This is a genomic window from Microbacterium sp. SLBN-111, from assembly GCF_049739645.1.
In the GTDB taxonomy this organism is placed as follows: domain Bacteria; phylum Actinomycetota; class Actinomycetes; order Actinomycetales; family Microbacteriaceae; genus Microbacterium.
Genome location: NZ_JBMGQH010000001.1, coordinates 2,833,204 through 2,856,143, shown reverse-complemented (window position 1 = coordinate 2,856,143; position 22,940 = coordinate 2,833,204). Strand labels below are relative to the sequence as shown.

The following is a 22,940-nucleotide window of genomic DNA, read 5'->3' as shown; positions in this document are numbered from 1 at the left end:
GCGAGTCAGGGCTTCGCCGAACCCCGCGGCGCATCCAACGCCGTCGCGGCCCCTCCGCGCATCGCGAGAGCGGCGATGAGCGTCACACCGAGCAGCGCGGTGATGTACACGACGAAGCCGACGCCGCCCTCGCCCGTCGTGGCGTGATAGATCAGCGGAGCGGTACCGCCGAAGAGCGAGTTCGCCACCGCGTAGCCGAAACCGACCCCGAGCGCGCGGATGTGGGCGGGGAAGACCTCCGCCTTGGCGATGCCGTTCACCGACAGGTAGCAGGTGAGAACCGCGAAGGCGAGAACCAGGATGCCGAGAACCGCGGGAGGCGAGGTCACTCGGGCGGCCGCGGTGACCAGCACGCCCGCCCCCAGCACCCCGACCACGCCGAAGGCGACGAGGAGCGGCTTCCGCCCGATACGGTCGCTGAGGGCTCCGCCGAGCGGCTGCATCAGCATCAAGACGACGAACGCCGCGAGCACGAGTCCGGTGGCCGTGACCTCGGCCGTGGCACCGCCCGCGGCGAACGCCGACTCGCGGAGGAGATACGGCACCGTGACCGTCGCGGTGTAGAACGCCGCACTCCCTCCGGCCGTGAGGAGCACCACCCACACGAGCGGACGCCAGTGCGAGCGGAACAGTTCCGACATGGTCGAGGGCGCGGGCGCGTCGGCCCTCCGCGCGGCGGATCCCGTGTGCCGAAGTCCGCGTACCCCCCACAGGGATGCCAAGCCCGCGGCGCCGCCGATCGTGAAGGCGACCCGCCAGCCCCATTCCGACACGGAGGCGCGATCACCGACGAGCAAGAGCACCAGCAGCGACCCCTGCGCGAGCACCAGTCCCCCGACGATGGTCGCCCCCTGGAAGGATGCGAAGAATCCGCGGTGGCCCCGGGTGCCGGACTCCGACAGCAGCACGGTGGCGGCCGCGTACTCTCCCCCGGCGGCGATCCCCTGCACGACGCTCACGACGACGAGGATCACGGCCGCCCAGGCCCCGACGACCCGCTCGGTCGGTGCGATTGCGAGGGCGAGCGATCCCGCCGACATGAGGGCGACCGCCGCGTTGAGGGCTGCCATCCTGCCTCGCGTGTCGGCGAATCTGCCGAACAGCCACGAGCCCACCGGCCTCACGACGAACGTCACCGCGAACAGCGCGTAGACATAGATGAGGGAGTCCCGCGACTCGGCGTCGAAAAACTCGGTACGGAAGTACGGCGCGAAGATCGCGTAGACGTACAGGTTGAACCACTGGACGAGGTTCGGCACGGATCCGGCCAGGATGGCCCGTGCGCGACCGCGTCTGTCCGGGTGCGGGTCGGATGCGACCGCGGGCGTGGAGTGCACGCGCTGACTTTAGCGAGGCACCGAGCCTTGTGTCCTCCGGCTGATCGCGTCCGTCAGACGACGTCGCCGCGAAGCCCGTCGATCGGACGCTCGTCCCACATCTCGAACGGGTCGTCGCCGACCTCCGCCATGAGCGCCGGCCGCGCGGCCGCCGCGGCCTCCTCAGACGCCCACAGCGCGATGCCGACCAGGCGACCGCTGCCGTTATCGACGACACCGGTCCACTCGAGGCCGGCCTGTTCGCGCGCGACCCGGCTGTAGCGCTGCATGGAATCGATCACGGCGGCCCGGTGCTCGGGCTTCGGGTAGTGCACGGAGACGACGGCGTAGGTCATGCCCGATGGTGGCACCGGCGGGGTGCCCGGCGCCAGTGGCTCATCGCTGGGCGCGGTGGTACGCCTCGAGCACCGGAGGGACGCCGTCGGTCAGCATCTTCCGGCGAACGTTCCCCAGCAGCCGCGACATCGCGAACCCGCCGACGCCCCGGAATTCCGTGTGCCGCCACGTGAAGCGCGTCCCCGAGCCGGTCTTCTCGAGCAGGTAGGTGACCTCCGTCACGTCGTCGGAGTCCCGGTCGCCCTTCCACGTGTACCGGAGCGCCCGCGGCGCCTCCACGTCGAGCACCTCGCAGTACACCACGCCCGCCCATCCGATGGTCGGCTTCCCCACGAAGCGGAATCGCGTCCCCGCCACGGCGGCGAACCCCTCCGGCCGGCCGCCCTGGCCCGTGGTGGTCCATTGCGCCACCAGCTCGGGATCGGTGAGCACCGCCCACACCTCCTCGATCGGATAGGGGTAGTCGCGCACCACGGTGTATTCGGTCATGTCCTCCGCCTTCCTCGAACACCCGCAGCCTACCGCTCGGTAGGTAGATCGTCTACCGCTCGGTAGGTAAACTCTCACCATGAGCGATCAGGTGGATGCCACGAGCCGGCGCCGAGGAGCAGAGACGCGCGCACGAGCCCAGCAGGTCGCTCTGCGCCTGTTCACCGAGCGGGGCTACGAGGCCACATCGCTCCGCCAGATCGCCGAGGAACTCGGGATCAACAAGGCCTCGCTGTACTACCACTTCGACGGCAAGGAAGCGATCGTGCAGTCGATACTCGACCAGCGCGGCGACGAGGTCGAGGAGCTGGTGGACTGGGTGCGAGTCCAGCCCCCCTCCCCGGCACTGATCGGCGCGGCGGTGACCCGGTGGGTCGAGTCGTTCACGGAGGACAAGCTGCGTGGCATCCGATTCCTCTCCGCGAACCCGCTGCTGCTCGCGAGCCTCTCGCGCTCCGGCGAGGCCCGGGTCGGTACCGGCCTGTCGACCCTCGCGGACGCCCTCGCCGACCTCTTGCCCGACCGGAGGGCGGATGCCGTCATTCAGCTGCGCATGGCGCTCCTGTCGATCAACGCCGCCGTCCAGGCCGCCGCCGGCACACCCGCCGACGACGCCGCGATCATGACGGCCGCCCGCCGCGCGGCATCCGTGCTGGTCGAGGACCTGCTGATGGACCGGACGCAAGACGAGTCCGACTCCGTCGCAGAGACGAGCTACCTGCTGCGTTCACCCGAGAACGCCCGCCGGCTGCTGAATGCCCTGGACAGCGCACGTTCTGGAGATGTGCAAGAGCGGGGTCTCATCGAACCGTGATCATGCGCGATGGCCAGTTGTAGGCCGGTGGCAAGACCGGGCGGCCGATGCACGCGCTCGCGGTCGCGCGCTCGCGCTGCGTCTACCTCGGACGCCCGCGGGGGCGCCTGCCTTTCGGCTCCTCCTACGCGACACCACGATCGACGTGGTCAGGGCCGCGCGTCCGGAACCGCGAGGCGGCGGCGTGCTGTCGCTTCGAGGTACGTCATGTGGGACCACTCGAGCTCGGCGGTCGCGGTGCGGAGCGAGATCGCCCTCGTGTCCTCACCGGCGAGAGACTCGCCACAGGATGCCGGTCGGCCCGAGTCGGCGACCACGCTCAGGACATGGACGTCGATGCCGTCGAGGCTCAACCGCCCCGGCGCGACGGACCACTCACCGATTCGCCACTCGCGTGAGAGCCCGCGCTGCGACCCCGACACAACGCGAAGGCCACTGACGATCACTCCCCGTTCTGCCTCGCGCGCCCACGCGCGACGTGCTGCGGCCTTCCCCCACGAGCTGCCGACAAAGGTTGAGAAGAAGTCAGCCAGGAGTTCCGCGATCATCCACGTCCCCCGCCCTCGAAGTTCTGAGAGGTTCTGTCCGCGGGCGTGGAGTGCATGCGCCCATGCTTTCCCCACCGCTCGTCGCGTGGACGTCGAAATGCGAGCGGTAGCGTCACAACAGCGATGATCGCGCAGACCGCCAACGAGCCGAACATCGTCCAGACGGCTGACGAAAGCACGCCTTCGGCGCGCGCGACGACGACGGTCGTAGATACCGCGGTCACACCGACACCGAAGGTCACACCGCCCAGCGAGAGGGGCACGTCAGCCCGTGTGAATGGGAGTCGTATCGCAATACCAAGCAGAGCCACAGAGAAGATGGCCGCGCTCACCGTGATCACGACCGCCGATTCTTCGGGCGTGAGCCGGGTCGCCCCCTTGCCACCGAAGGCGCCGGAACCCATTCCCGCACATGCGGCAGCCAGAAGGTACGCGGCGATGACGAAGACGGGATCGCCACGACGAAACTCCGTGAAGAAACCGTGACGCCAATGTCGGACGACCGGTCGGTGTTCCTCGCGCCAGCGGCGCCGGGTCGGCGGTGCGCTGTCGTCGGTCACGGAACCATTCTGGCGAATCCGCCGGAGCGGGCCAGAACCCACCTAGTTGTTGAAGCGGAACTCCACCACGTCGCCGTCCTGCATGACGTAGTCCTTGCCCTCGAGCCGGGCCTTGCCCTTCGCGCGGGCCTCGGCGACCGAGCCGAGCTCGACGAGGTCGGCGAACGAGATGACCTCGGCCTTGATGAAGCCCTTCTCGAAGTCGGTGTGGATCACGCCGGCCGCCTGCGGCGCCTTGGCGCCCTTCGGGATCGTCCACGCACGCGCTTCCTTCGGGCCCGCCGTGAGGTACGTCTGCAGCCCGAGGGTGTCGAAACCGACGCGCGCGAGCTGGTCGAGTCCCGACTCGTCCTGACCCGTGGATGCCAGCAGCTCGGCGGCATCCTCCGGGTCGAGGTCGATCAGCTCGGACTCGATCTTGGCATCCAGGAAGACCGCCTTCGCGGGCGCGACGAGCGCGGCGAGCTCGTCCTTGCGGGCCTGGTCGGTGAGGACGGACTCGTCCACGTTGAACACGAAGATGAAGGGCTTCGCGGTGAGGAGCCCCAGCTCGCGGATCGGCGAGAGATCGAGACCGGATGCCGAGAGCAGCACGCCGCGCTGGAGCGCGTCCTGCGCGGCCTTGGCGGCTTCGAGCACCGACGGGTCGAGCTTCTTGCCCTTGATCTCCTTCTCGTAGCGCGGGATCGCCTTCTCGAGCGTCTGGAGGTCGGCGAGCTGCAGCTCCGCGTTGATCGTCTCCATGTCGCTCGCGGGGTTCACCTGCCCGTCGACGTGGACCACGTCGTCGTCGGCGAATCCGCGGACGACCTGGGCGATGGCATCCGCCTCCCGAATGTTGGCGAGGAACTGGTTGCCGAGGCCCTCGCCCTCGCTCGCACCGCGCACGATGCCGGCGATGTCGACGAACGACACGACCGCGGGGACGAGCCGCTCGCTGCCGAACACGTCGGCGAGCTGCTGCAGGCGCGCATCGGGAAGGTTCACGACCCCGACGTTGGGCTCGATCGTCGCGAACGGGTAGTTCGCCGCGAGCACGTCGTTCTTGGTCAGGGCGTTGAAGAGGGTCGACTTTCCGACGTTGGGAAGGCCGACGATTCCGATGGTAAGAGCCACGGGAGTCCAGGTTACCCGGCCCGCGCCGCCCGCACGGCGTCAGGGGCGCCGCGCGAGCGGCAGGTAAGCGCACGCCGGAGCGCCCCCAACAGTCAGGGCCGCTCCGGCGAGGCTCACCGCGCGGTCGTCAGGACGGCTGCGCCACGGTGTTGGAGTGGATCCACCAACCGGCGTTCCGCGGGAACGTGTTGTTGTATCCCGTGGTCCACTTCGACTGCCCGTCGATGAGCACCGTGCCGCCGGGGTTGGGGAATCGCCAGCCCATGCTCCCCTGGGTCGCCGGGAGGACGGTCCACCGCTGCGGCCCCTCGGGCGCACCGAAGTACGTGCGGATCGTGTCGAGATCCGCCAGCGTCCAGTTGATCCCCACCATGTACGTCGAGTTGGGGCCCACGGCGACCTGCCCCGTGAAGTAGTACCGACGCCACGTCTCCCCGTTGAGGGTGTAAGAGCCGCCGTTGCTGAGGGCGTACCCCTGTTCCGAGACCGGGTCCGCCTTCAGCGCGCGTGGGGGCAGGTCGATCTGCAACCGCACCATGCCCGTGAAGGTGCAGGCGGTGGGATTGCGCAGAACGATGTTCGCCTTCATCCGCGACCCGGGAAGGATGCCTCCGATGCCGAGGCGCTCCCCTGTTGCGTTCGACTGGATCTCGCCGTACCAGCCATCCGGGTCGTCCCGGATGTAACCGGCGGCAGTGACGTCGAGGCTGGGCACGCAGGGCTGGGTGGATGCCGAGGCGCCCGGGGCCGCGACCGCCATGGCGATGACGGGGAGGCTCCAGGCGGCTCCCTTGACGATGGTCCTGCGCTCGATGCCTTGCTGTTCGGGCTGTTCTTCGGTGCTCAACGGGGGTCTCCTCTTCAACGATTCGGCTGATTGCTGTCACCCTGACAAATGGCTGCTCCGCCCATTGCAGCCAGTGTGGGATTCCGTAAAAACCCGTGCGAAGAGAGTCCAAATATTCTGATCGGGTGGCGCATCCATTTGCCGCAGCAAGAATGGCGGTCGTGAGAACGGATACTTCGACGTGACCATGGGAGAAGCAGCAGCGCAGAATTGCGACGATTTCGGTTGGGGTCCGTTGGGTCCCGTCGACCCGACGCTGGTCGCAGAAACGGCGCAGTCACGGCTCTATGGCCACGGGAGGGCGTGGTCGCGCTCATCGAGGTACGTCCTGCGCGGTGACGCGCAGTCCCTTCACCTCGTGCTCACCGTCGAGGGAGGCTTCGAGTTCACCGTCGACGGGCAGACCATGACGGCCGACCCCGGTCAGCTGGTGTTCTTCGACGGCCGGCTTCCGACGACCGCTCGCACACTGCGCGAGACGGCTCGGTACGTCTGGTTCCTCCGCCCGTCGGTGCTGCAGGCCCGACGGGCGGCGTTCCGGCTGCACGAGCCGGTCGACATGATGAACGCTCCGATGCAGAGTCTCGTGTCGATGACGAACGCCCTTCTCAATGCGGAGAACCCGGCGACGGCGTCCGCCCAGGATCACTTCGGTGCGGCCGCCGAGCACCTGATCGCGGCGGCGCTGGAGGAATCACCGCGACCGACGGATCCGTACGCCATGCACCGGGACGGATTGTTCACGGCCGCGCAGAACGTCATCGAGGCGCATTTCCGGAATCCGGCATTCGGCGCGCGGGAAATGTCCCGGGAACTCGCTACGAGCATGAGCCATATGTACGCCGTCTTCGCCGCAATGGGAACGACCCCGAAACGGGAAATCGAGCGTCGCAGGCTCGCCGCCATCGAGGCTGCGCAAAGAAATCTGCCCCGGCTCGACGAACTCGTGCAGGAGTCGGGGTTCATTTCCGTACGTCAATACCGGGCTGCGCTCGCCCGGAGCCGTCATCGGTTGCAGACGATATTCGCACCGCCGAGCGCTCGGGACGCCTGAGCCTCCGCGCTCGAAGGGCGCCGTGTCAGGGGCGCCGCGCGCGGAACGCGTGAGTGACGTACGGCAGGTCGACCGCTCCCCCGTCGGCGAGATCGGGAATGGATGCCACGACCCCGTCCACGGCGGCATCGATGCGCGCGCGGTCCTCGGGGCTCGCCGTGATGACGTCGCTCCGCGAGAACACCAGGTCGCGCAACTGCAGGAGCGTGATGGAGCGGCTCCACGTCCAGGACCGATGCTCGAGGTCGCCGAGCGGGTCCACGACGCGGGGCCCGGTCGTGGCCAGCAGCACCTCGGCGTTCGATCCACCCGTCGCCGCGGTCAACCGCCGCACCCACTCGACGCGGTCGTCGCGGATGTTCCAGATCAGGCCGAGCACTCCACCGCTGCGCAGCACCCGTCCGATCTCGCGGGAACCCGCGTCCGGGTCGACCCAGTGCCACGCCTGCCCCATGACCACCGCGTCGAGAGCCGAGTCCGGGAGCGGGAGGTCCTCCGCGGTGCCGGCGAACGTCGGGACGCCGCGGACGTTCTCGCGCAGCGACGCCAGCATCGTGGCATCCGGGTCGATCGCGACGACATCCGCGCCGAGCTCGACCACGGCGCGGGTGAGCTTCCCCGTTCCCGCGCCCACATCGGCGACACGGAGGGCGCGGCCAGGCTCGCGGACCGGCGCGAGCAACCACGCCACGGCCTCGGTGGGGTAACCGGGTCGCCCCGACTCGTATGCCGCGGCCGCCTGCCCGAACGACGTCGACTGCTCGCGTTCCGTCATGCTCCGAGCCTATGCCGGGTGTCCCTGGCCCGGCCGTCCCGCGGAGTACGTGCCCGCCACGCCGACCCCGGATGCCACGACACGGCGAGTCCGCGACGAACTCCGCCGGACGGCCCGGCGCGAAACGCGGCGCGCCTCCCCCGCCGCGCGCCGGTCGCGACGCAGGGTGGAGCCGTGGCTCTGGATTTCACCGCGATCGACTTCGAGACGGCGAATTCCAGCGGTGCGTCCGCGTGCGCGGTGGGTCTTGCCCGGGTGCGCGACGGCCGGGTGGTCGCGACCGCCGCCTGGCTCATCAAGCCGCCGGCGGGCCACGACACTTTCGCCCCGATCAACGTCGGTATCCACGGCATCCGTCCGAACGACGTCCGGAACGCGCCGGACTGGAGCACGCAGCTCGCCCGCCTGACCGCGTTCGCCGGGGCCGACGTCCTCGTAGCGCACAACGCCGGGTTCGACATGTCGGTACTGCGACGGGCGTGCGCCGTGACGGGCGACGAGTGTCCGCCGTACCGCTATCTCTGCAGCGTGCAGATGTCGCGCAAGACGTACACGCTGGACTCCTACCGTCTCCCGCTCGTGGCGGCCGAGGCGGGCTGCTCCCCCTTCGCGCACCACGACGCGCTGGCCGATGCCGTGGCGTGCGCCGAGATCACGATCGACTGCGCCCGCCGCGCCGGCGCCGACGACGTCCACGCGCTCGCGGCGCACCTCGGCGTCCGGGTGTCGCAGATCGCCGCCGCGCCGCGGATCGAACGCGCCGTCGCCTGATCCCGCCGCGCCTCGGGGCGTTGCTCCCGCCGTACTGCCGGGGTGCTCCCGCCGCGCACCCGGGCGTTGCTCCCGCCGTGCTTCCGGGCGATGTCGGAACCCTCCGGCACACTGAGCACATGGATGCCATTGCCCTGATCCTCGCGATCCTCGCCCTCGCCGTGGGCGCCGCCGCCGGCTGGTTCCTCGGCACCGCCCGAGCGACCTCGCGCGCCACCGCCGAGCGCGTCGACCTGGCCGCGCGCGTCGCCGCCGCCGACGCCGCGCGCGCCGGAGTGCAGGCACAGCTCGAGCATCAGAGCACGCTGTACCGCGACCTCGTGGGGCAGACCCGCGCGGATCAGGCGGCGCGTGAGGAGCGCGAGCGCCGGGAGCAGACGGTGCTCCGCGCCCTCGACCCCGTACGCGAGACCCTCGACGCGATGCAGCGCAAGGTCGACGGCCTGGAGCGCGAGCGCGTCGAGCAGTACTCCGCGCTCGGCGAGCAGTTGCGACTCTCGCGCGAGGCGGACGAGGCGCTCCGTGCGACGACCGAGGCCCTGGCCTCCGCGATGCGGTCCGGCAGCACCCGCGGAGTGTGGGGCGAAACGCAGCTGCGACGCGTCGTCGAGGCCGCAGGACTCACGCGGTACGTCGACTTCGACCTGCAGTCCTCGATCGCCTCGGACGCCGGCGCGGGTCGGCCCGACATGATCGTGCGGCTGCCCGGCGGGAAGGCTTTGGCGGTGGATGCCAAGGTCCCCCTGGACGCCTACCTCCAGGCCAGTGCGATCCCGGTGACCGCCACGGGCGAGGAAGGCGCACGCCGCTCGGCCCTGATGACGAAGCACACGAAAGCCGTGCGCGCCCACGTCGACGCGCTCGCGCGCAAGACCTATTGGGCGGGCCTGTCGAGCAGCCCCGAGTTCGTGATCTGCTTCCTCCCCAGCGAGTCGCTCCTGTCCGCCGCCCTCGACGACGACCCCACGCTCCTCGAGTACGCCTTCACTCGGCGGGTCGCGCTCGCCTCGCCCGTGAACCTCTGGGCCGTCCTGAAGACCGTGGCGTTCACCTGGACGCAGCAGGACGTGTCCGACGAGGCCCGCACGCTGTTCGCGCTCGGAACCGAGCTGTACGACCGCATCGGAGTGCTCGCCGGGCACGCGGGCGACCTGCGGCGGGCGCTGGAGCGCACCGTCGACAGTTACAACAAGTTCGCCGGCTCGCTCGAATCGCGCGTGCTCGTCACGGCGCGGAAGTTCCCGGGGGTCGACGAGACGAAGCTCGACGCGGTGGCCGCCCCTGCCACCCTCGAAGCGGCACCGCGACGGTGGACCGCACCCGAGTTGCTCGACGAGTCAGGTGCCGAGGATCCGCGCGCTATCGCGCAGGCCGACCTGGGTGGCATCCGCGCTCGGGCGGGTCTGCCTGAGGACGAGTGAGAGGTGACGCTCAAGAACCGCCGGGAACCCAGCTGAGCAGGCTCACGACGGCGGCAGAGACGCCGACGAAGGCACCGACCATCCACCACGCGCTGATCTCGTGGCCCTCGTCGAGGCGCTTTCGGAGCAGGACGTCGGGACGCCGCGCGGGGTCGACGGCGCTGGCGATCACCGCCTGGGCACCCGTCTGAGGTGCGGTGGAGTTCGTCGGAGCTGCCATGAAACGATCCCCCTTCGGGTCTCGGAAGAACACAGCGTCGCCGTTGACACTGCAGATGATTCTGCCAGAGACCGCCCGAGACGGGAGTCACGCTTGCGCAACGACACGCCCGGCTGTATCTGCGAGTGCGGCGAGACGCGGCGCGTCGCGCACGGGCTCGCCTCGGCCGCGGGCTCGCGCCGGCTGCGGCCGCACTTCCCTTAGGGGCCCGCGCCGGTCACGGGCCCGCGCCCGAGCCGGTCCGCGAGACTGCACGCCGCTGACAACTCGGCGACACGCTGCAATCGATGTCAGCCCGATGCAGTCTCGGCGTCAGGGACCCCTCGCGTCAGAGCCACTTCGAGGTCAGGTGCTCCGAGGAGATCCGGCGCAGCGTGCCCGAGGCCCCGCGCAGCACGACGCTCTCTGTGTAGATGAAGTCGCCGTCGCGGCGGACGCCCTGGACGAGTTGACCGTCGGTCACACCCGTGGCGACGAAGATCGTGTTCTTGCCCTTCACGAGGTCGTCCGCCTCGTAGACCTCGCCGTCGACCTTCAGCCCCGCGTCGCGGCCCTTCTCCTTCTCCGCGTCGTCGCGCGGCGCGAGCACACCCTGGATGTGGCCACCCAGCGCCTTGATGGCGCACGCGGTGACGATGCCCTCGGGGCTGCCGCCGATCCCGACGCACATGTCGGTGCGGGCGTTGTGGCGGGCGGCGTTGATACCGCCGGCGACGTCGCCGTCGCTCATGAGGCGGGTGCCGGCGCCCGCCTCGCGGATGTCGGCGATGAGCTGCTCGTGACGCGGGCGGTTCAGCACCGACACGACGATCTCGTCGACGGGCTTGCCGAGCGCCTTGGCCAGCAGGCGGATGTTCTCGCCGATGGGGAGGCGGATGTCGACGACGCCGACACCGGCCGGTCCGGTCACGAGCTTGTCCATGTAGAACACGCTCGAGGCATCCAGCATCGATCCGTGGTCGGAGACAGCGATGACCGACAGCGCGTTCTGTCGCCCGGCGGCCGTGAGCGAGGTGCCGTCGATGGGGTCGACCGCCACGTCGCACTGAGGGCCCTTGCCGTTGCCCACCCGCTCGCCGTTGTAGAGCATCGGGGCGTTGTCCTTCTCGCCCTCGCCGATGACGATCGTGCCATCGAAGTTGACGGTGCTGAAGAAGGCGCGCATCGCGTCGACGGCGGCACCGTCGGCGGCTTCCTTGGCGCCACGACCGATGAACGGAACGGCGCGGATCGCGGCGGCTTCCGTCGCCCTCACCAGCTCGAGAGCCAGGTTCCGATCGGGATGCAGGGGACTCATGTCGGACGTCAGGCTCACCATGCTGCCCACTGTAATCAGCGGCTCGGCGACAATCCCCGGATTTCGCGCGCTCTGGAACGAAGGAATGGCGTTTCTTAACAGAACAGGAGAACGCCCCTGTTCCTTGCGGCGACGGCCCGTCATGATCGTGCGCCTTCGCTAGAGTGACGGTGTCCCAGTCACGACCAAGGAGCATCTCCATGCCCGTCGCCACCCCTGAGCAGTACGCCGACATGCTCGACCGCGCCAAGGCCGGTAGCTTCGCCTACCCCGCGATCAACGTCTCGAGCTCGCAGACCATCAACGCCGTGCTCCAGGGCCTGACCGAGGCCGGCTCCGACGGCATCCTCCAGGTCACCACCGGTGGCGCCGACTACTTCGCCGGTCACACCGTCAAGGCCCGCGCGACCGGCGCGCTCGCATTCGCCAAGTACGTGACCGAGGTCGCGAAGAACTACCCCATCACGGTCGCGCTGCACACCGACCACTGCCCGAAGGACGCGCTCCCCGGGTTCGTGCTCCCCCTCCTCGAGGCATCCGAGGAAGAGGTCAAGGCCGGCCGCAACCCGATCTTCCAGTCGCACATGTGGGACGGGTCCGCCGTGCCGCTCGACGAGAACATCGACATCGCCGCGGAGCTGCTCCCCCGCCTCAAGAACATCAACGCGATCCTCGAGATCGAGGTCGGCGTCGTCGGTGGCGAAGAGGACGGCGTCGCGCACGAGGGCTCCAACGAGGCCCTGTACACCACCGTCGCCGATGTCACGAAGGCCGTCGAGCGTCTCGGCCTCGGCGAGAACGGCCGCTACATCTCGGCCCTCACCTTCGGCAACGTGCACGGCGTGTACAAGCCCGGCGGCGTGAAGCTCCGCCCCGAGCTCCTCGGCGAGATCCAGGAGGGCATCGCCGCGAAGTTCGGCACCGGCCCGAAGCCGCTCGACCTCGTCTTCCACGGCGGCAGCGGCTCGACCGACGCCGAGATCGCGCTGGCCGTCTCGAACGGCGTCGTGAAGATGAACATCGACACCGACACGCAGTACGCCTTCACCCGCTCGATCGCGGGCTACATGTTCTCCAACTACGACGGCGTCCTGAAGGTCGACGGCGAGGTCGGCAACAAGAAGCAGTACGACCCCCGCGCGTGGGGCAAGGTCGCCGAGTCGGCGATGGCGGTCCGCGTCGTCGAGGCGACGAAGCAGCTCGGCTCCTTCGGCAAGTCCCAGGGCTGATCCCCGCCACGAACGCCCCGGCTCCGGCCGGGGCGTTCGTGCGTTCCGGGCCGCGAGGGTAACGGCATCCGCAGGGGCTTCCTCACGCCGAGACTTCATCCGCCTGACATCCCGCGCGCATCCTGCAGCCGAGATGCCAGCGGCGTGCAGTCTCGCGGACAGACGCGACCGCAGGGCGCGCCCGGACGTCGGCTAGGACCGGTACATCTCCAGCACCGTCGGGGCGTCGGGCGGCGACGAGACGACTTCGACGGCGTCCCCGGCGTGCACCTCACCGGCGCGGCGCACCCGCAGGTAGGCGCCGAGGCGACCCTCGTCCGAGAACCGCTTCACCCAGCCGCGCGACGCCGCGCCGCCGACCCAGCGCGCGAACGTCGCGCAGGGGGTCCGGGGCATCGTGACCTCGAGCCGGACGGTCTCGCCGATCCGCCACACCTCACCGATCCGCGCCGCGTTGACGTCGATGCCGTCGAGCCGCAGGTTCTCGCCGAACCACCCGGGCGCGAGCTCGCGCCCGAGTTCCCGCTCCCAGAAATCCGCGTCGTCCTGCGCGTAGGCGTAGACGGCCTTGTCGGGGCCGCCGTGATGCTTGCGGCTCGCCTGCACGTCCGCCCGCACGCCCAGCGGACCGATCCGCACCGCGCCGTCGAGCGCGCGCTTGTCGATGGCGGTGACCCCGACGGATCCGGAGTCCGGGCGCAGGGCGTGGACGGCGCAGACGGCGAGGAGGCTCGGCATCCGTCGATGCTACGGGCTGCCGAAGTCCCGTCGCATCACGACGCGGTCGCCGTCGGCGGTGCGGATCTCGATGGAGTCGATCCGGGATGCCGACACGTCGGTGCCCGCGCTCAGCTCCGTCGTCGATCCGGGACCCGGCGCGCCACGTCGAGAGCATCGTCGTCGCACCGGAGTCGTCGGTGACGGCGAGGGCGTACGGCCAGCCGCCGGGCGGGGCGTCCAACACCTCCCCGCTGTAGCTGCACACGAGGTCGATGCGCGTACCCCACTCGACGGGGGTGAGCTTGACGGATGCCTCGAGCGGGGCGCCCGCGACGTCGTCGAGGGCGTACACGGTGCCCGTGCCGTCGGTCGGGGTGCTGGTGAGCGCCACGACGCTCGGAACCGCGATCAGGACGAGAGCCGCGGCGACCGCCCCCACCCACAGCGCGACCGTCCGGCGTCGGCGGCGCCGCACCGTGCGGACCAGCCGTCCGCGCAGCGCGGGGTCGGGAGCGCGGGGTGCCGCGCGCAGGGCAGGATCCCCGCCGTCGATCGCGCGCGCCCGCTCGGGCGACAGTCGCGACAGGAGCCCCGCGGTGGGAGCGAGTTCCGCGACGGCGGCGCGGCACAGGACGCACTCGTCGAGGTGGCGCTCGTACTCACCGCGATCCGCGGCCGACAGCGCACCCAGCACGTACGCGCCGTCCCAGGTGGCGAACCGCTCGTGTTCGGAGGTCATCGCGTCACGCCCCTCTCCTGCAGCGCGAGGCGCAGCGCGCGCACGGCGTAGTGCAGCCGCGACTTGACGGTTCCGGCGGGGATGCCGAGCTCCTCCGCAGCCTGCGCGACGCTGCGACCGCCGTAGTAGGCCGAGACGATGACCGCACGATGGTCGGGGGTGAGGGTCGCGAGCGCCTCCTCGACGAGCAGCGCGTCGAACATGGCATCCGTGTCGTCTCCGGCCGCCGTCTCGGGAAGCTCCTCGACGGGCTGCTCGTGACGACGACGCGCGCTGCGGGCGTCGTCGATGACGATGTTGCGGGCGACGGTGAACATCCACGAGCGCAGGCGCGAGGGGTCGTCCGCCATGACGCGCGGCGTGCGCCAGGCGCGCAGCAGGGTCTCCTGCACGACGTCGTCCGCCCCGGCATGGTCGCCCGTGAGACTGACCACGTAGCGCCAGACGGGTGCCGCGTGCGCGTCGTACAACGCGGTCAGCTGCGCGTGATCGTCTCGCATGCCGGCTCCCTCCTGTCGTCCTCAGGAGAACACGGGATGCCGGGCGCAGAGGTTCATTTCAGGAAGGCGCCGGTGAGAGAAGAGAAGTACGAGGGGTCGGACGTCAGCGCGATCGTGACGCACACGCTCGCTACCACCGTCGTCGCGACGAACCCGACGAGCGGCACCCAGAACGCGATCCGGCCCCGACGAAGACGACGCCACGTCAGCCACGCGGTGAGCAGGTACCCGACGCCGTAGACGACGGAGGCGATCGCCCCCCAGACGTAGCCGGCGCTCAGAGCCGTATACGTGGCCTCGACACCGAAGAGCCGAGCGGCCCGCTCGGCGTACCCGGGGAAATCGAGCAGCTGGATGATCGTCGTCACGACATTGACGAAGCCGTAGATCAGGAGACCGAAGGTGACGAACCGATCCGCGAGCGGACCCGGCTTCGGGGCTGCGGCCGGAGGCGCAGCGATCGGCGGCTCCGGTCGGGGAGCCACTCCCGCCTCGAGCGACTCCGTCACCTCGGGACGTCGGATCCGCGCACGCTGCTCCTCGGGAGTCGCGTATTCGCCGTACTGCGGCCGCGGTCGTTCGTCGCCGTCGGTCACGCGCGGCCCCGGCCGCCCAGGGCACGCTGGTCGCGCTTGCCCGAGGCATCCTGACGAAGCTCTTTGGGGAGCGAGAACATGAGGTCCTCCTCGGCCGTGCGCACTTCCTCGACATCGCGGTAGCCCGCACCCGCGAGCTCCTGCAGCACCTCGGTGACCAGCACCTCGGGCACGGACGCGCCGCTCGTGACGCCCACGGTCTCGACGCCCTCGAGCCATTCCTGACGCACCTCGTCGACGTAGTCGACGCGGTACGCGGCCTTGGCGCCGTGCTCGAGCGCGACCTCGACGAGCCGCACGCTGTTCGAGGAGTTGGCCGAGCCCACGACGATCACGAGGTCGGCGTCCCGCGCGACCTTCTTGATCGCGACCTGGCGGTTCTGGGTCGCGTAGCAGATGTCGTCGGACGGCGGATCCTGCAGCTCGGGGAAGCGCAGCCGCAGACGACGGACGGTCTCCATGGTCTCGTCGACGGAGAGCGTGGTCTGCGAGAGCCACACGACCTTCGACGGGTCGCGCACCTCGACGGTGTCGGCGTGCTCCGGCGAGTTGACGACCGTGACGTGCTCGGGAGCCTCGCCCGCGGTGCCCTCGACCTCTTCGTGTCCCTCGTGGCCGATGAGCAGGATCTCGAAGTCGTCGCGGGCGAAGCGCACGGCCTCGCGGTGCACCTTGGTCACGAGCGGGCAGGTCGCGTCGATCGCCTGGAGGTGCCGATCGGATGCCGCCGACACCACGGCCGGCGAGACTCCGTGCGCGCTGAACACGACGTGCGAGCCCTCCGGCACCTCGTCGACCTCGTCGACGAAGATCGCGCCCTTCTTCTCGAGCTCGGTGACGACGTGGATGTTGTGCACGATCTGCTTGCGCACGTACACCGGCGCGCCGTAGCGCTCGAGCGCCTTCTCGACGGCGATGACCGCGCGGTCCACACCCGCGCAGTAGCCGCGCGGCGCCGCCAACAGCACCTTCTTCTGTCCGTGGACGGGGATATCCTGGAGCCGCCCGCGTCGACCCGGGATCCGGGGAACGGGCAGGTGGACGGCAGGTGTGCTCACTCCTCGATTCTACCGGGGCGCCCCTGGACGACGGCCGAACCGCCCATCACCGACCCCCTGAGAGAGCATGACCTCCTTCCGACCCGAAGCCGTCGAGGGCCAGGCGCCCCCGGCCGACTCCGTCCACCCGCGCGACTCGAAGAACGAGGCGCCCACGTCGGTGTCGCGCCTGAACGACACCATCCGCGGGTTCATCGAGCGGTGGGGCTCGGTGTGGGTCGAGGGCGAGATCACGTCGTTCAACCGCCGCGGGGGCAACGTCTTCGGGCGTCTGAAAGACCTCGGCAGCGAGTCGACCGTCGCCTTCCGTATCTGGTCGAGCACGCTCGCGCGGCTCCCGAAGGACTTCGAGGTCGGCGACCACGTCGTGGCGTGCGTCAAGGCCGACTATTTCCCCCGCACCGGCGATTTCTCGTTCGCCGTGTCGGCGATGCGGCACGTCGGCCTCGGCGAGCAGCTGGAGCGCCTCGAGCGCTTGCGCGCGCAGCTGCGCTCCGAGGGGCTGTTCGACCCCGCGCGCAAGAAGAAGCTGCCCTTCCTCCCCCACTGCATCGGACTGATCACGGGCGAGAACTCGGATGCCGAGAAGGACGTGCACCGCAACGCCGAGCTGCGCTGGCCGCAGGTGCGCTTCCGCACGCGCTACGCCGCGGTGCAGGGCGACCGGTGCGTCCCCGAGACCCTCGCCGCGCTGAAGGCGCTGGACGCCGACCCCGAGGTCGATGTCATCGTGATCGCGCGCGGCGGCGGGGATCCGCAGACGCTGCTCGGGTTCAGCGACGAGCGACTGGTGCGCGCGGTGGCCGCGGCATCCACTCCTGTCGTGAGCGCCATCGGCCATGAGAACGACCGTCCTCTCCTCGACGACGTCGCCGACGTGCGCGCCTCCACACCGACGGATGCCGCCAAGCGCGTCGTGCCGGACGTGAGCGAGCAGCGCGCCCTCGTCGCACAGCTGCGGGCGCGCCTCACGAACCGGCTCACCCAGCGCGTGCTGCACGACATCGCGCAGCTCGAACAGCTGCGCTCCCGACCGGTGCTGCGCACGCCGCACTCGATGCTCACCGCCCGGGCGCAGGACGTCTGGATGCTCGCCACCCGCGGGCGCGACGTCGTCGACCGCCGCCTGCAGAGCGAGGAACGGCGCACGCGCGAGTTGCGGGCGTCGCTCCGGGCGCTCTCGCCCGAGGCGACATTGGCGCGCGGGTACGCCATCGCGCAGGTCGAGGGCGGCGGAATCGTGCGCGACGCGGCGCAGGCGCCGGCCGGAACCCGCGTGGTCGTGACCGTCGCCGAGGGCGCCTTCGGCTCCTCCTCCACAGGCCCGATCGGCGAGGCGGCCTCCTCCGCCGACGGCGGCCCGGCCGACGGGCGAGCCTAAGATGGATGCCATGACCGCGACGCCTTCCGGCCCCTCCGCCGACGTGGCATCCCTGTCGTTCGAGCAGGCGCGCGACGAGCTGGTCCGCGTGGTCGCCGAACTCGAGCAGGGCGCTCCGACGCTGGAGGAGTCGCTCGCGCTGTGGGAACGCGGCGAACGACTGTCGGCCCGCTGCGAGGAGTGGCTGCTGGGCGCGAAGCGCCGGCTGGATGCCGCGCGCGGCGAGGGCGAGGAGTCCTGATGGCACGCGTCGTCGCCGAGCTCGGCCGCCCCGAGACGCCGGAGGAGACCGCCGCCCGCAAGGCCGAATCCTCGCGGCGGTACCGCTCGAGCAAGACCTTCCGCAACCTCATCGCCGCGCTGCTCGTCACCGTCGGCGTGGTGCTGGTCGTGATCGCGGCCGTGCCCCGCGGCGAACCCGCCCCGCGTCCCCAACCGGACGTCGCAGCCCTCGCCGCCGACCTGTCGAAGGACATCGGCCGCCCCGCCCTGTCGCCGACGCTCCCCGACGGCTGGCGGGTCAACCAGGCCACGACCGAGGGCCAGGGCGGCACCGAGGCGTGGACGATGGTGTACGTCCGCTCCGGCGAGTCCGGCTTCGTGCGCGTCGCGCAGGGGCTCGACACGGGCGAGGAATGGGTGGCGCAGATCCTCGGCGGCGCGCGCAGCACCGAGACCGTCGCGATCGACGGCATCGACTGGAACGTCTACCGCCCGAGCGACCCCGAACGTGCGGGGAACGTCACGTACGCGCTGTCGACCCCGGCCGGCCCCGACCAGGTGCTGATCTACGGAGACGCCAGCCCCGAAACGACCGCGATCGCCGCGGCATCCGTCACCGCCCAGGTTCGAGAACTGAGAGAGACCCCGTGAGCGATGCCCTGACCCCCCAGGCCGTGTGGACCCAGATGCTCGAGGGGAACCGGCGCTTCGTCTCGGGCGATCCGGCGCACCCCCGCCAGGACGTCGAGCGCCGCGCCGAGCTGGCGAACTCGCAGCACCCCACCGCCGCGTTGTTCGGCTGCTCCGACTCGCGCCTCGCCGCCGAGATCATCTTCGACCAGGGCCTGGGCGACCTCTTCGTCGTCCGCAACGCCGGCCAGGTCATCTCCGACTCCGTGATCGGCAGCCTCGAGTACGCCGTCGGCGTCCTCGGCGTGCCCCTGATCGTCGTGCTCGCCCACGACGCGTGCGGCGCAGTCGGCGCCGCGATCGACAGCACCGCCGTCGACGCCCCGAATCTGCCCCCGTACATCTGGCGCCAGATCGCGCCGATCGTCCCGGCCGTGCGCCGCGTGATCCGCGAGGAGGCCGCCGCCGGCCGCCCGACCGATCACGTGGATGCCGAGCTCGTGGGCCGCGAACACCTTCGCCACACCGTCGCCGACCTCCTCCGCGCTTCCGAGCTCATCGCCGAAGCCGTGGCCGAGGGCCGGGTGGCGGTCGTGGGAGCCAACTACCGACTCGCCGACGGGGAAGCCGTCCCCGTCGTGAGCGTGGGCGACGTCGACGACGCCCACGCCGCCTGACACCGCACGACAAACGATCTGGAGGAACGACGACGTGACCGACATCGAGTACCGCATCGAACACGACACCATGGGTGAGGTGCGGGTGCCCAAGTACGCCCTCTACGCCGCGCAGACACAGCGTGCGGTGGAGAACTTCCCGATCTCGGGTTCGGGGCTGGAGTCGACGCAGATCGCCGCGCTCGCGCGCATCAAGAAGGCCGCCGCCCTCGCGAACAAGGAGCTCGGCACGCTCGACCCGCGCATCGCAGACGCGATCGCCCAGGCCGCCGACGAGGTCATCACGGGCGCGTACGACGCGCACTTCCCGGTCGACACGTACCAGACCGGCAGCGGCACCTCGTCGAACATGAACATGAACGAGGTCCTCGCGACCCTCGCGACCCGGATCCTCGGCGACACGGTCCACCCGAACGACCACGTGAACGCCTCGCAGTCCTCGAACGACGTCTTCCCCACCTCGGTCCACATCGCCGTGACCCAGGCCCTCATCGACGACCTGATCCCGGCGCTCGACCACCTCGCGGTGGCGCTCGAGGCGAAGGCCGAGGCATGGAAGGGCATCGTCAAGTCGGGGCGCACCCACCTGATGGATGCCACGCCCGTTACGCTCGGCCAGGAGTTCGGCGGGTATGCGCGCCAGATGCGTCTCGGCATCGAGCGCGTGCGCGCCACGCTCCCCCGCGTCGGCGAGGTGCCGCTCGGCGGAACGGCCGTCGGCACCGGCATCAACACCCCGCTCGGGTTCCCGCAGAAGGTCATCGAGCTGCTCGCGGCCGAGACCGAGCTGCCGATCACCGAGGCCAAGGACCACTTCGAGGCGCAGGCCAACCGCGACGGGCTCGTCGAGGCCTCCGGCGCGCTGCGCACGATCGCGGTGTCGCTGACGAAGATCAACAACGACATCCGCTGGATGGGCTCGGGCCCCAACACAGGCCTCGGCGAGATCCACATCCCCGACCTGCAGCCGGGCTCCTCGATCATGCCCGGCAAGGTCAACCCCGTCGTCCCCGAGGCGACCCTCATGGTGTGCGCGCGGGTCATCGGCAACGACGCCACCGTCGCGTGGGCCGGCGCGTCCGGCTCGTTCGAGCTCAACGTGGCGATCCCCGTCATGGGCACCGCGCTGCTGGAGTCGATCCGCCTGCTCTCGAACGCCATGCGAGTGCTGGCCGACAAGACCATCGACGGGCTCGAGGCCAACGTCGCCCGCGCCGAGGCCTTCGCGGGGATGTCGCCCTCGATCGTCACGCCGCTCAACAAGGTCATCGGCTACGAGGCCGCGGCGAAGATCGCGAAGCACTCCGTCGCAAAGGGCATCACGGTCCGCGAGGCCGTCGTCGACCTCGGCTACGTCGAGCGCGGCGAGATCACCGAAGAGGTGCTCGACGCCAAGCTCGACCTGCTGTCGATGACCCACCCGGGCTGAACCCGCGCAACGACCCCCGCAACGACGCCGAGGACCGCCATAATCGGAGGATGACCCCCCGCTCGAGACCCGTCTCGGCGCGCGTGCGGCTCCTCTCGGCGATCCTCGGCGTCGTGCTGCTCGGGCTCATCCTCGCCGGTGGCGTGACGTTCTTCGTCCAGAGCGCGCGGGTCATCGCGAACGCGGAGCGGCAACTCGACGGGTTCGTCTCGACCGTCTCGGTCAGCAGTCAGGATCCGGCGGACCTGGTCGCAGCGGCCGTACCGGGGCGCACCGACGGCACCCTCGCGCTGAACGACACGACGGTTCTCGCGACCACTCCGGCCCCGCCGGGGCTGGCGCTCGCCGGCGACACCGCGTTCCTCAGCGACCTCCGCGCCGCGTTGGATCGCGGCGACACGCGCGGTCGCCTGTCGTCGGCCGCCGGTCCCGTGCTGTTCGCGGCCGTCCGCGACGGCGACGCCTCGATCGTCCAGGCCATCTCGATCGACCAGCGCATGGAGCTCGTCACGCTCTCGACGATGACGTACGCGATCGCCGGAGCGGCGGTGCTGCTCGCCGTCGGGGTGGCCGGCTGGTTCGTCACGGGTCGTCTGTTCTCACCGCTCCGAAAACTCCGCGACACGACCGACGCGATCACGATCGCCGACCTCGGCACCCGCGTGTCCGCCGACGGCAACGACGAGATCGCCGATCTGACCGCCTCGGTGAATTCGATGCTCGACCGGCTGGCGATGTCGGTCGAGCAGCAGCGCCAACTTCTCGACGACGTGCGCCACGAGCTGAAGACGCCGATCACGATCGTCCGCGGGCATCTCGAGACGATGAACCCCGCCGACCCCGACGACGTCGTCGAGACGCGCGACCTCGGCATCGCCGAGCTGGACAGGCTCTCGCGACTCGTCGACGACATCGACGCCCTGGCGGACGTGGAGAGCGGGTCGCTGTCGTCCGGGGTCATCGACGTCGGCGCTCTCACCGATCGCGTCGGCGAGCTGGTCGCCGCCATCCCCGAGCACACCTGGACCGTCGAGGCCCGCGGACGCGGCACCTTCGTCGGCGATCACGACCGGCTCGTGCAAGCCTGGCTGCAACTGGCCGACAACGCCGCGAAGTACACCCCCGCCGGCAGCCCGATCGAGATCGGCAGCTCCACCGACGGCACGGTGGCGAACCTGTGGGTACGCGACCACGGACCCGGCATCCCTCCCGCAGCACGCCACCGGGTGTTCCGCCGGTTCGATCGCGTCTCGACGCGGCGCGGAGTCGACGGGTCCGGCCTGGGCCTTTCCATCGTGGATGCCATCGCCAAGGCGCACGAGGGAACCTGCAGCGTCGCCGACACCCCCGGCGGCGGCGCGACCGTGACACTGCACATCCCCCTGGGGGGCACGCACGCCGCGACCGATCTCCCCACGCCCGGTCCGCGCCGGCGATGTCGTCCTGCAGAGAGAGGCCACCGGATGACCCGCATCCTCATCGCCGAAGACGAGGAGCGCATCTCCGCGTTCGTGGCGAAGGGTCTCGAGGCCGCCGGCTATCAGACCCTCATCGTCGACGACGGGGCCGATGCGCTCGACACGGCCCTGTCGGGGGAGGTGGACCTCGTGCTGCTGGACGTGGGGCTCCCGACGATGGACGGCTTCGAGGTGCTGCGGAGTCTGCGCGGGCAGGGCTCCCCCATTCCGGTCATCATGCTGACCGCCCGGACGAGCACGCGCGACACGGTCGACGGGCTGGACTCGGGCGCCAACGACTACGTCGCCAAACCGTTCAAGTTCGACGAGCTCCTCGCCCGCGTGCGCTCGCGTCTCCGCGAGCCCACACCCTTGGGAAGCATCACGATCGCCCACGGCGACGTGTCGCTCGACGTCCTCACCCGACGCGCCACGGTGGGGGGACGCGAGGTCGACCTCAGCGCGCGCGAGTTCGCCCTCACCGAGGAGTTCCTGCGTCACGCGGGTCAGGTGCTCAGCCGTGAGCAGCTGCTGAGTCGCGTGTGGGGCCTGGACTTCGACCCGGGGTCGAACGTCGTCGATGTCTACGTGCGCTACTTGCGCGCGAAGTTCGGGGCGGCCCGCATCGTCACGGTCCGCGGCGCGGGCTACCGCTGGCAGTAGGCGCCGAAAACCCAAAAACCCCCGGTTGGGGGGAAACCGGGGGGATTGGGGAGA

Annotated in this window: 25 protein-coding genes and 1 pseudogene; 12 read left to right on the top strand and 14 right to left on the bottom strand. The window is 70.3% G+C overall.

Annotation, left to right across the window (positions count from 1 at the left end; all coding sequences use genetic code 11):
* Positions 1 to 5: 5 nt before the first annotated feature.
* Genes RKD05_RS13250 through RKD05_RS13240 form a run of 3 tightly spaced genes read right to left on the bottom strand, consistent with a single transcriptional unit; the run spans position 6 to position 2,162 of the window.
* Positions 6 to 1,337 (bottom strand): MFS transporter, encoded by a 1,332-nt coding sequence (locus tag RKD05_RS13250; protein ID WP_424710660.1) that lies wholly within the window; start codon positions 1,335 to 1,337, stop codon positions 6 to 8.
* Positions 1,338 to 1,390: 53 nt separating this feature from the next.
* Complete coding sequence (locus tag RKD05_RS13245) at positions 1,391 to 1,672, bottom strand: hypothetical protein (protein WP_424710658.1); 282 nt, start codon at positions 1,670 to 1,672, stop codon at positions 1,391 to 1,393.
* A gap of 40 nt (positions 1,673 to 1,712) precedes the next feature.
* A complete protein-coding gene (locus RKD05_RS13240) occupies positions 1,713 to 2,162 on the bottom strand; it encodes an SRPBCC family protein (protein WP_424710656.1) in 450 nt (149 codons plus the stop codon).
* 79 nt (positions 2,163 to 2,241) lie between these two features.
* Here RKD05_RS13240 and RKD05_RS13235 point away from each other — a divergent pair, with 79 nt between their 5' ends.
* Positions 2,242 to 2,976 (top strand): TetR family transcriptional regulator, encoded by a 735-nt coding sequence (locus RKD05_RS13235; RefSeq protein ID WP_424710654.1) that lies wholly within the window; start codon positions 2,242 to 2,244, stop codon positions 2,974 to 2,976.
* A gap of 149 nt (positions 2,977 to 3,125) precedes the next feature.
* Here RKD05_RS13235 and RKD05_RS13230 read toward each other — a convergent pair whose 3' ends face one another.
* From RKD05_RS13230 to RKD05_RS13215, 4 genes are all read right to left on the bottom strand, one after another.
* The gene (locus RKD05_RS13230) at positions 3,126 to 3,524 is read right to left on the bottom strand and encodes a hypothetical protein (RefSeq protein ID WP_424710651.1); all 399 of its coding nucleotides are present in this window, start codon (positions 3,522 to 3,524) and stop codon (positions 3,126 to 3,128) included.
* Positions 3,521 to 4,084, bottom strand: coding sequence for a hypothetical protein (locus tag RKD05_RS13225; protein ID WP_424710649.1), 564 nt, complete (start codon positions 4,082 to 4,084; stop codon positions 3,521 to 3,523). Before RKD05_RS13225 ends, RKD05_RS13230 begins: the two co-directional genes overlap by 4 nt.
* A 42-nt stretch (positions 4,085 to 4,126) precedes the next feature.
* A complete protein-coding gene (gene ychF / locus RKD05_RS13220; protein WP_424710646.1) occupies positions 4,127 to 5,200 on the bottom strand; it encodes a redox-regulated ATPase YchF in 1,074 nt (357 codons plus the stop codon).
* A 127-nt stretch (positions 5,201 to 5,327) separates the two neighbouring features.
* The gene (locus RKD05_RS13215) at positions 5,328 to 6,047 is read right to left on the bottom strand and encodes a hypothetical protein (protein WP_424710644.1); all 720 of its coding nucleotides are present in this window, start codon (positions 6,045 to 6,047) and stop codon (positions 5,328 to 5,330) included.
* 187 nt (positions 6,048 to 6,234) lie between these two features.
* On the opposite strand from RKD05_RS13215, the gene RKD05_RS13210 reads away from it, so the two are divergent.
* Entirely contained in the window at positions 6,235 to 7,101 is an 867-nt protein-coding gene (locus RKD05_RS13210) for a hypothetical protein (RefSeq protein WP_424711857.1), read from the top strand.
* A 25-nt stretch (positions 7,102 to 7,126) separates the two neighbouring features.
* On the opposite strand, the gene RKD05_RS13205 is transcribed toward RKD05_RS13210, so the two are convergent.
* Entirely contained in the window at positions 7,127 to 7,876 is a 750-nt protein-coding gene (locus RKD05_RS13205; RefSeq protein ID WP_424710641.1) for a class I SAM-dependent methyltransferase, read from the bottom strand.
* Between the two features lie 174 nt (positions 7,877 to 8,050).
* Here RKD05_RS13205 and RKD05_RS13200 point away from each other — a divergent pair, with 174 nt between their 5' ends.
* On the top strand, positions 8,051 to 8,647 hold the full coding sequence (locus RKD05_RS13200; RefSeq protein ID WP_424710638.1) for a 3'-5' exonuclease: 597 nt from the start codon (positions 8,051 to 8,053) through the stop codon (positions 8,645 to 8,647).
* 119 nt (positions 8,648 to 8,766) lie between these two features.
* A complete protein-coding gene (locus RKD05_RS13195) occupies positions 8,767 to 10,068 on the top strand; it encodes a DNA recombination protein RmuC (RefSeq protein WP_424710635.1) in 1,302 nt (433 codons plus the stop codon).
* Between the two features lie 10 nt (positions 10,069 to 10,078).
* On the opposite strand, the gene RKD05_RS13190 is transcribed toward RKD05_RS13195, so the two are convergent.
* Entirely contained in the window at positions 10,079 to 10,288 is a 210-nt protein-coding gene (locus RKD05_RS13190; protein ID WP_022879577.1) for a hypothetical protein, read from the bottom strand.
* Between the two features lie 328 nt (positions 10,289 to 10,616).
* Positions 10,617 to 11,606 (bottom strand): class II fructose-bisphosphatase, encoded by a 990-nt coding sequence (gene glpX, locus RKD05_RS13185; RefSeq protein ID WP_063257273.1) that lies wholly within the window; start codon positions 11,604 to 11,606, stop codon positions 10,617 to 10,619.
* Positions 11,607 to 11,785: 179 nt separating this feature from the next.
* Between glpX and fbaA the strand changes: the two genes are divergently transcribed.
* Positions 11,786 to 12,814: a class II fructose-bisphosphate aldolase gene (gene fbaA, locus RKD05_RS13180; protein ID WP_022879579.1), complete on the top strand. Its 1,029-nt coding sequence runs from the start codon at positions 11,786 to 11,788 to the stop codon at positions 12,812 to 12,814.
* Between the two features lie 192 nt (positions 12,815 to 13,006).
* Here the strand turns inward: fbaA and RKD05_RS13175 are convergent, their stop codons facing one another.
* The 4 genes from RKD05_RS13175 to RKD05_RS13160 all read right to left on the bottom strand — a co-directional run bounded on the left by RKD05_RS13175 (position 13,007) and on the right by RKD05_RS13160 (position 16,406).
* Positions 13,007 to 13,552: an MOSC domain-containing protein gene (locus RKD05_RS13175; RefSeq protein ID WP_424710632.1), complete on the bottom strand. Its 546-nt coding sequence runs from the start codon at positions 13,550 to 13,552 to the stop codon at positions 13,007 to 13,009.
* Between the two features lie 717 nt (positions 13,553 to 14,269).
* Complete coding sequence (locus RKD05_RS13170; protein WP_424710629.1) at positions 14,270 to 14,773, bottom strand: sigma-70 family RNA polymerase sigma factor; 504 nt, start codon at positions 14,771 to 14,773, stop codon at positions 14,270 to 14,272.
* A 53-nt stretch (positions 14,774 to 14,826) separates the two neighbouring features.
* Positions 14,827 to 15,369: a DUF6264 family protein gene (locus tag RKD05_RS13165; protein WP_424710627.1), complete on the bottom strand. Its 543-nt coding sequence runs from the start codon at positions 15,367 to 15,369 to the stop codon at positions 14,827 to 14,829.
* Positions 15,366 to 16,406: a 4-hydroxy-3-methylbut-2-enyl diphosphate reductase gene (locus RKD05_RS13160; protein WP_083896653.1), complete on the bottom strand. Its 1,041-nt coding sequence runs from the start codon at positions 16,404 to 16,406 to the stop codon at positions 15,366 to 15,368. Before RKD05_RS13160 ends, RKD05_RS13165 begins: the two co-directional genes overlap by 4 nt.
* A gap of 88 nt (positions 16,407 to 16,494) precedes the next feature.
* On the opposite strand from RKD05_RS13160, the gene xseA reads away from it, so the two are divergent.
* The 7 genes and pseudogenes from xseA to RKD05_RS13125 all read left to right on the top strand — a co-directional run bounded on the left by xseA (position 16,495) and on the right by RKD05_RS13125 (position 22,886).
* Positions 16,495 to 17,808: an exodeoxyribonuclease VII large subunit gene (xseA, locus tag RKD05_RS13155; RefSeq protein ID WP_424710624.1), complete on the top strand. Its 1,314-nt coding sequence runs from the start codon at positions 16,495 to 16,497 to the stop codon at positions 17,806 to 17,808.
* Position 17,809: 1 nt separating this feature from the next.
* A complete protein-coding gene (locus RKD05_RS13150; protein ID WP_424710622.1) occupies positions 17,810 to 18,049 on the top strand; it encodes an exodeoxyribonuclease VII small subunit in 240 nt (79 codons plus the stop codon).
* Positions 18,049 to 18,681, top strand: a complete 633-nt coding sequence (locus RKD05_RS13145; RefSeq protein WP_424710619.1) for a DUF4245 family protein — start codon at positions 18,049 to 18,051, stop codon at positions 18,679 to 18,681. The genes RKD05_RS13150 and RKD05_RS13145 overlap by 1 nt, the downstream gene beginning before the upstream one ends.
* 35 nt (positions 18,682 to 18,716) lie before the next feature.
* Positions 18,717 to 19,337, top strand: coding sequence for a carbonic anhydrase (locus RKD05_RS13140; RefSeq protein WP_148286501.1), 621 nt, complete (start codon positions 18,717 to 18,719; stop codon positions 19,335 to 19,337).
* Positions 19,338 to 19,371: 34 nt separating this feature from the next.
* Positions 19,372 to 20,766: a class II fumarate hydratase gene (locus tag RKD05_RS13135; RefSeq protein ID WP_424710616.1), complete on the top strand. Its 1,395-nt coding sequence runs from the start codon at positions 19,372 to 19,374 to the stop codon at positions 20,764 to 20,766.
* A 50-nt stretch (positions 20,767 to 20,816) separates the two neighbouring features.
* A pseudogene (locus tag RKD05_RS13130) lies at positions 20,817 to 22,091 on the top strand (ATP-binding protein); the annotation flags it as partial.
* Between the two features lie 138 nt (positions 22,092 to 22,229).
* Positions 22,230 to 22,886, top strand: coding sequence for a response regulator transcription factor (locus RKD05_RS13125; protein WP_424711855.1), 657 nt, complete (start codon positions 22,230 to 22,232; stop codon positions 22,884 to 22,886).
* The last annotated feature ends 54 nt before the right edge of the window (positions 22,887 to 22,940 follow it).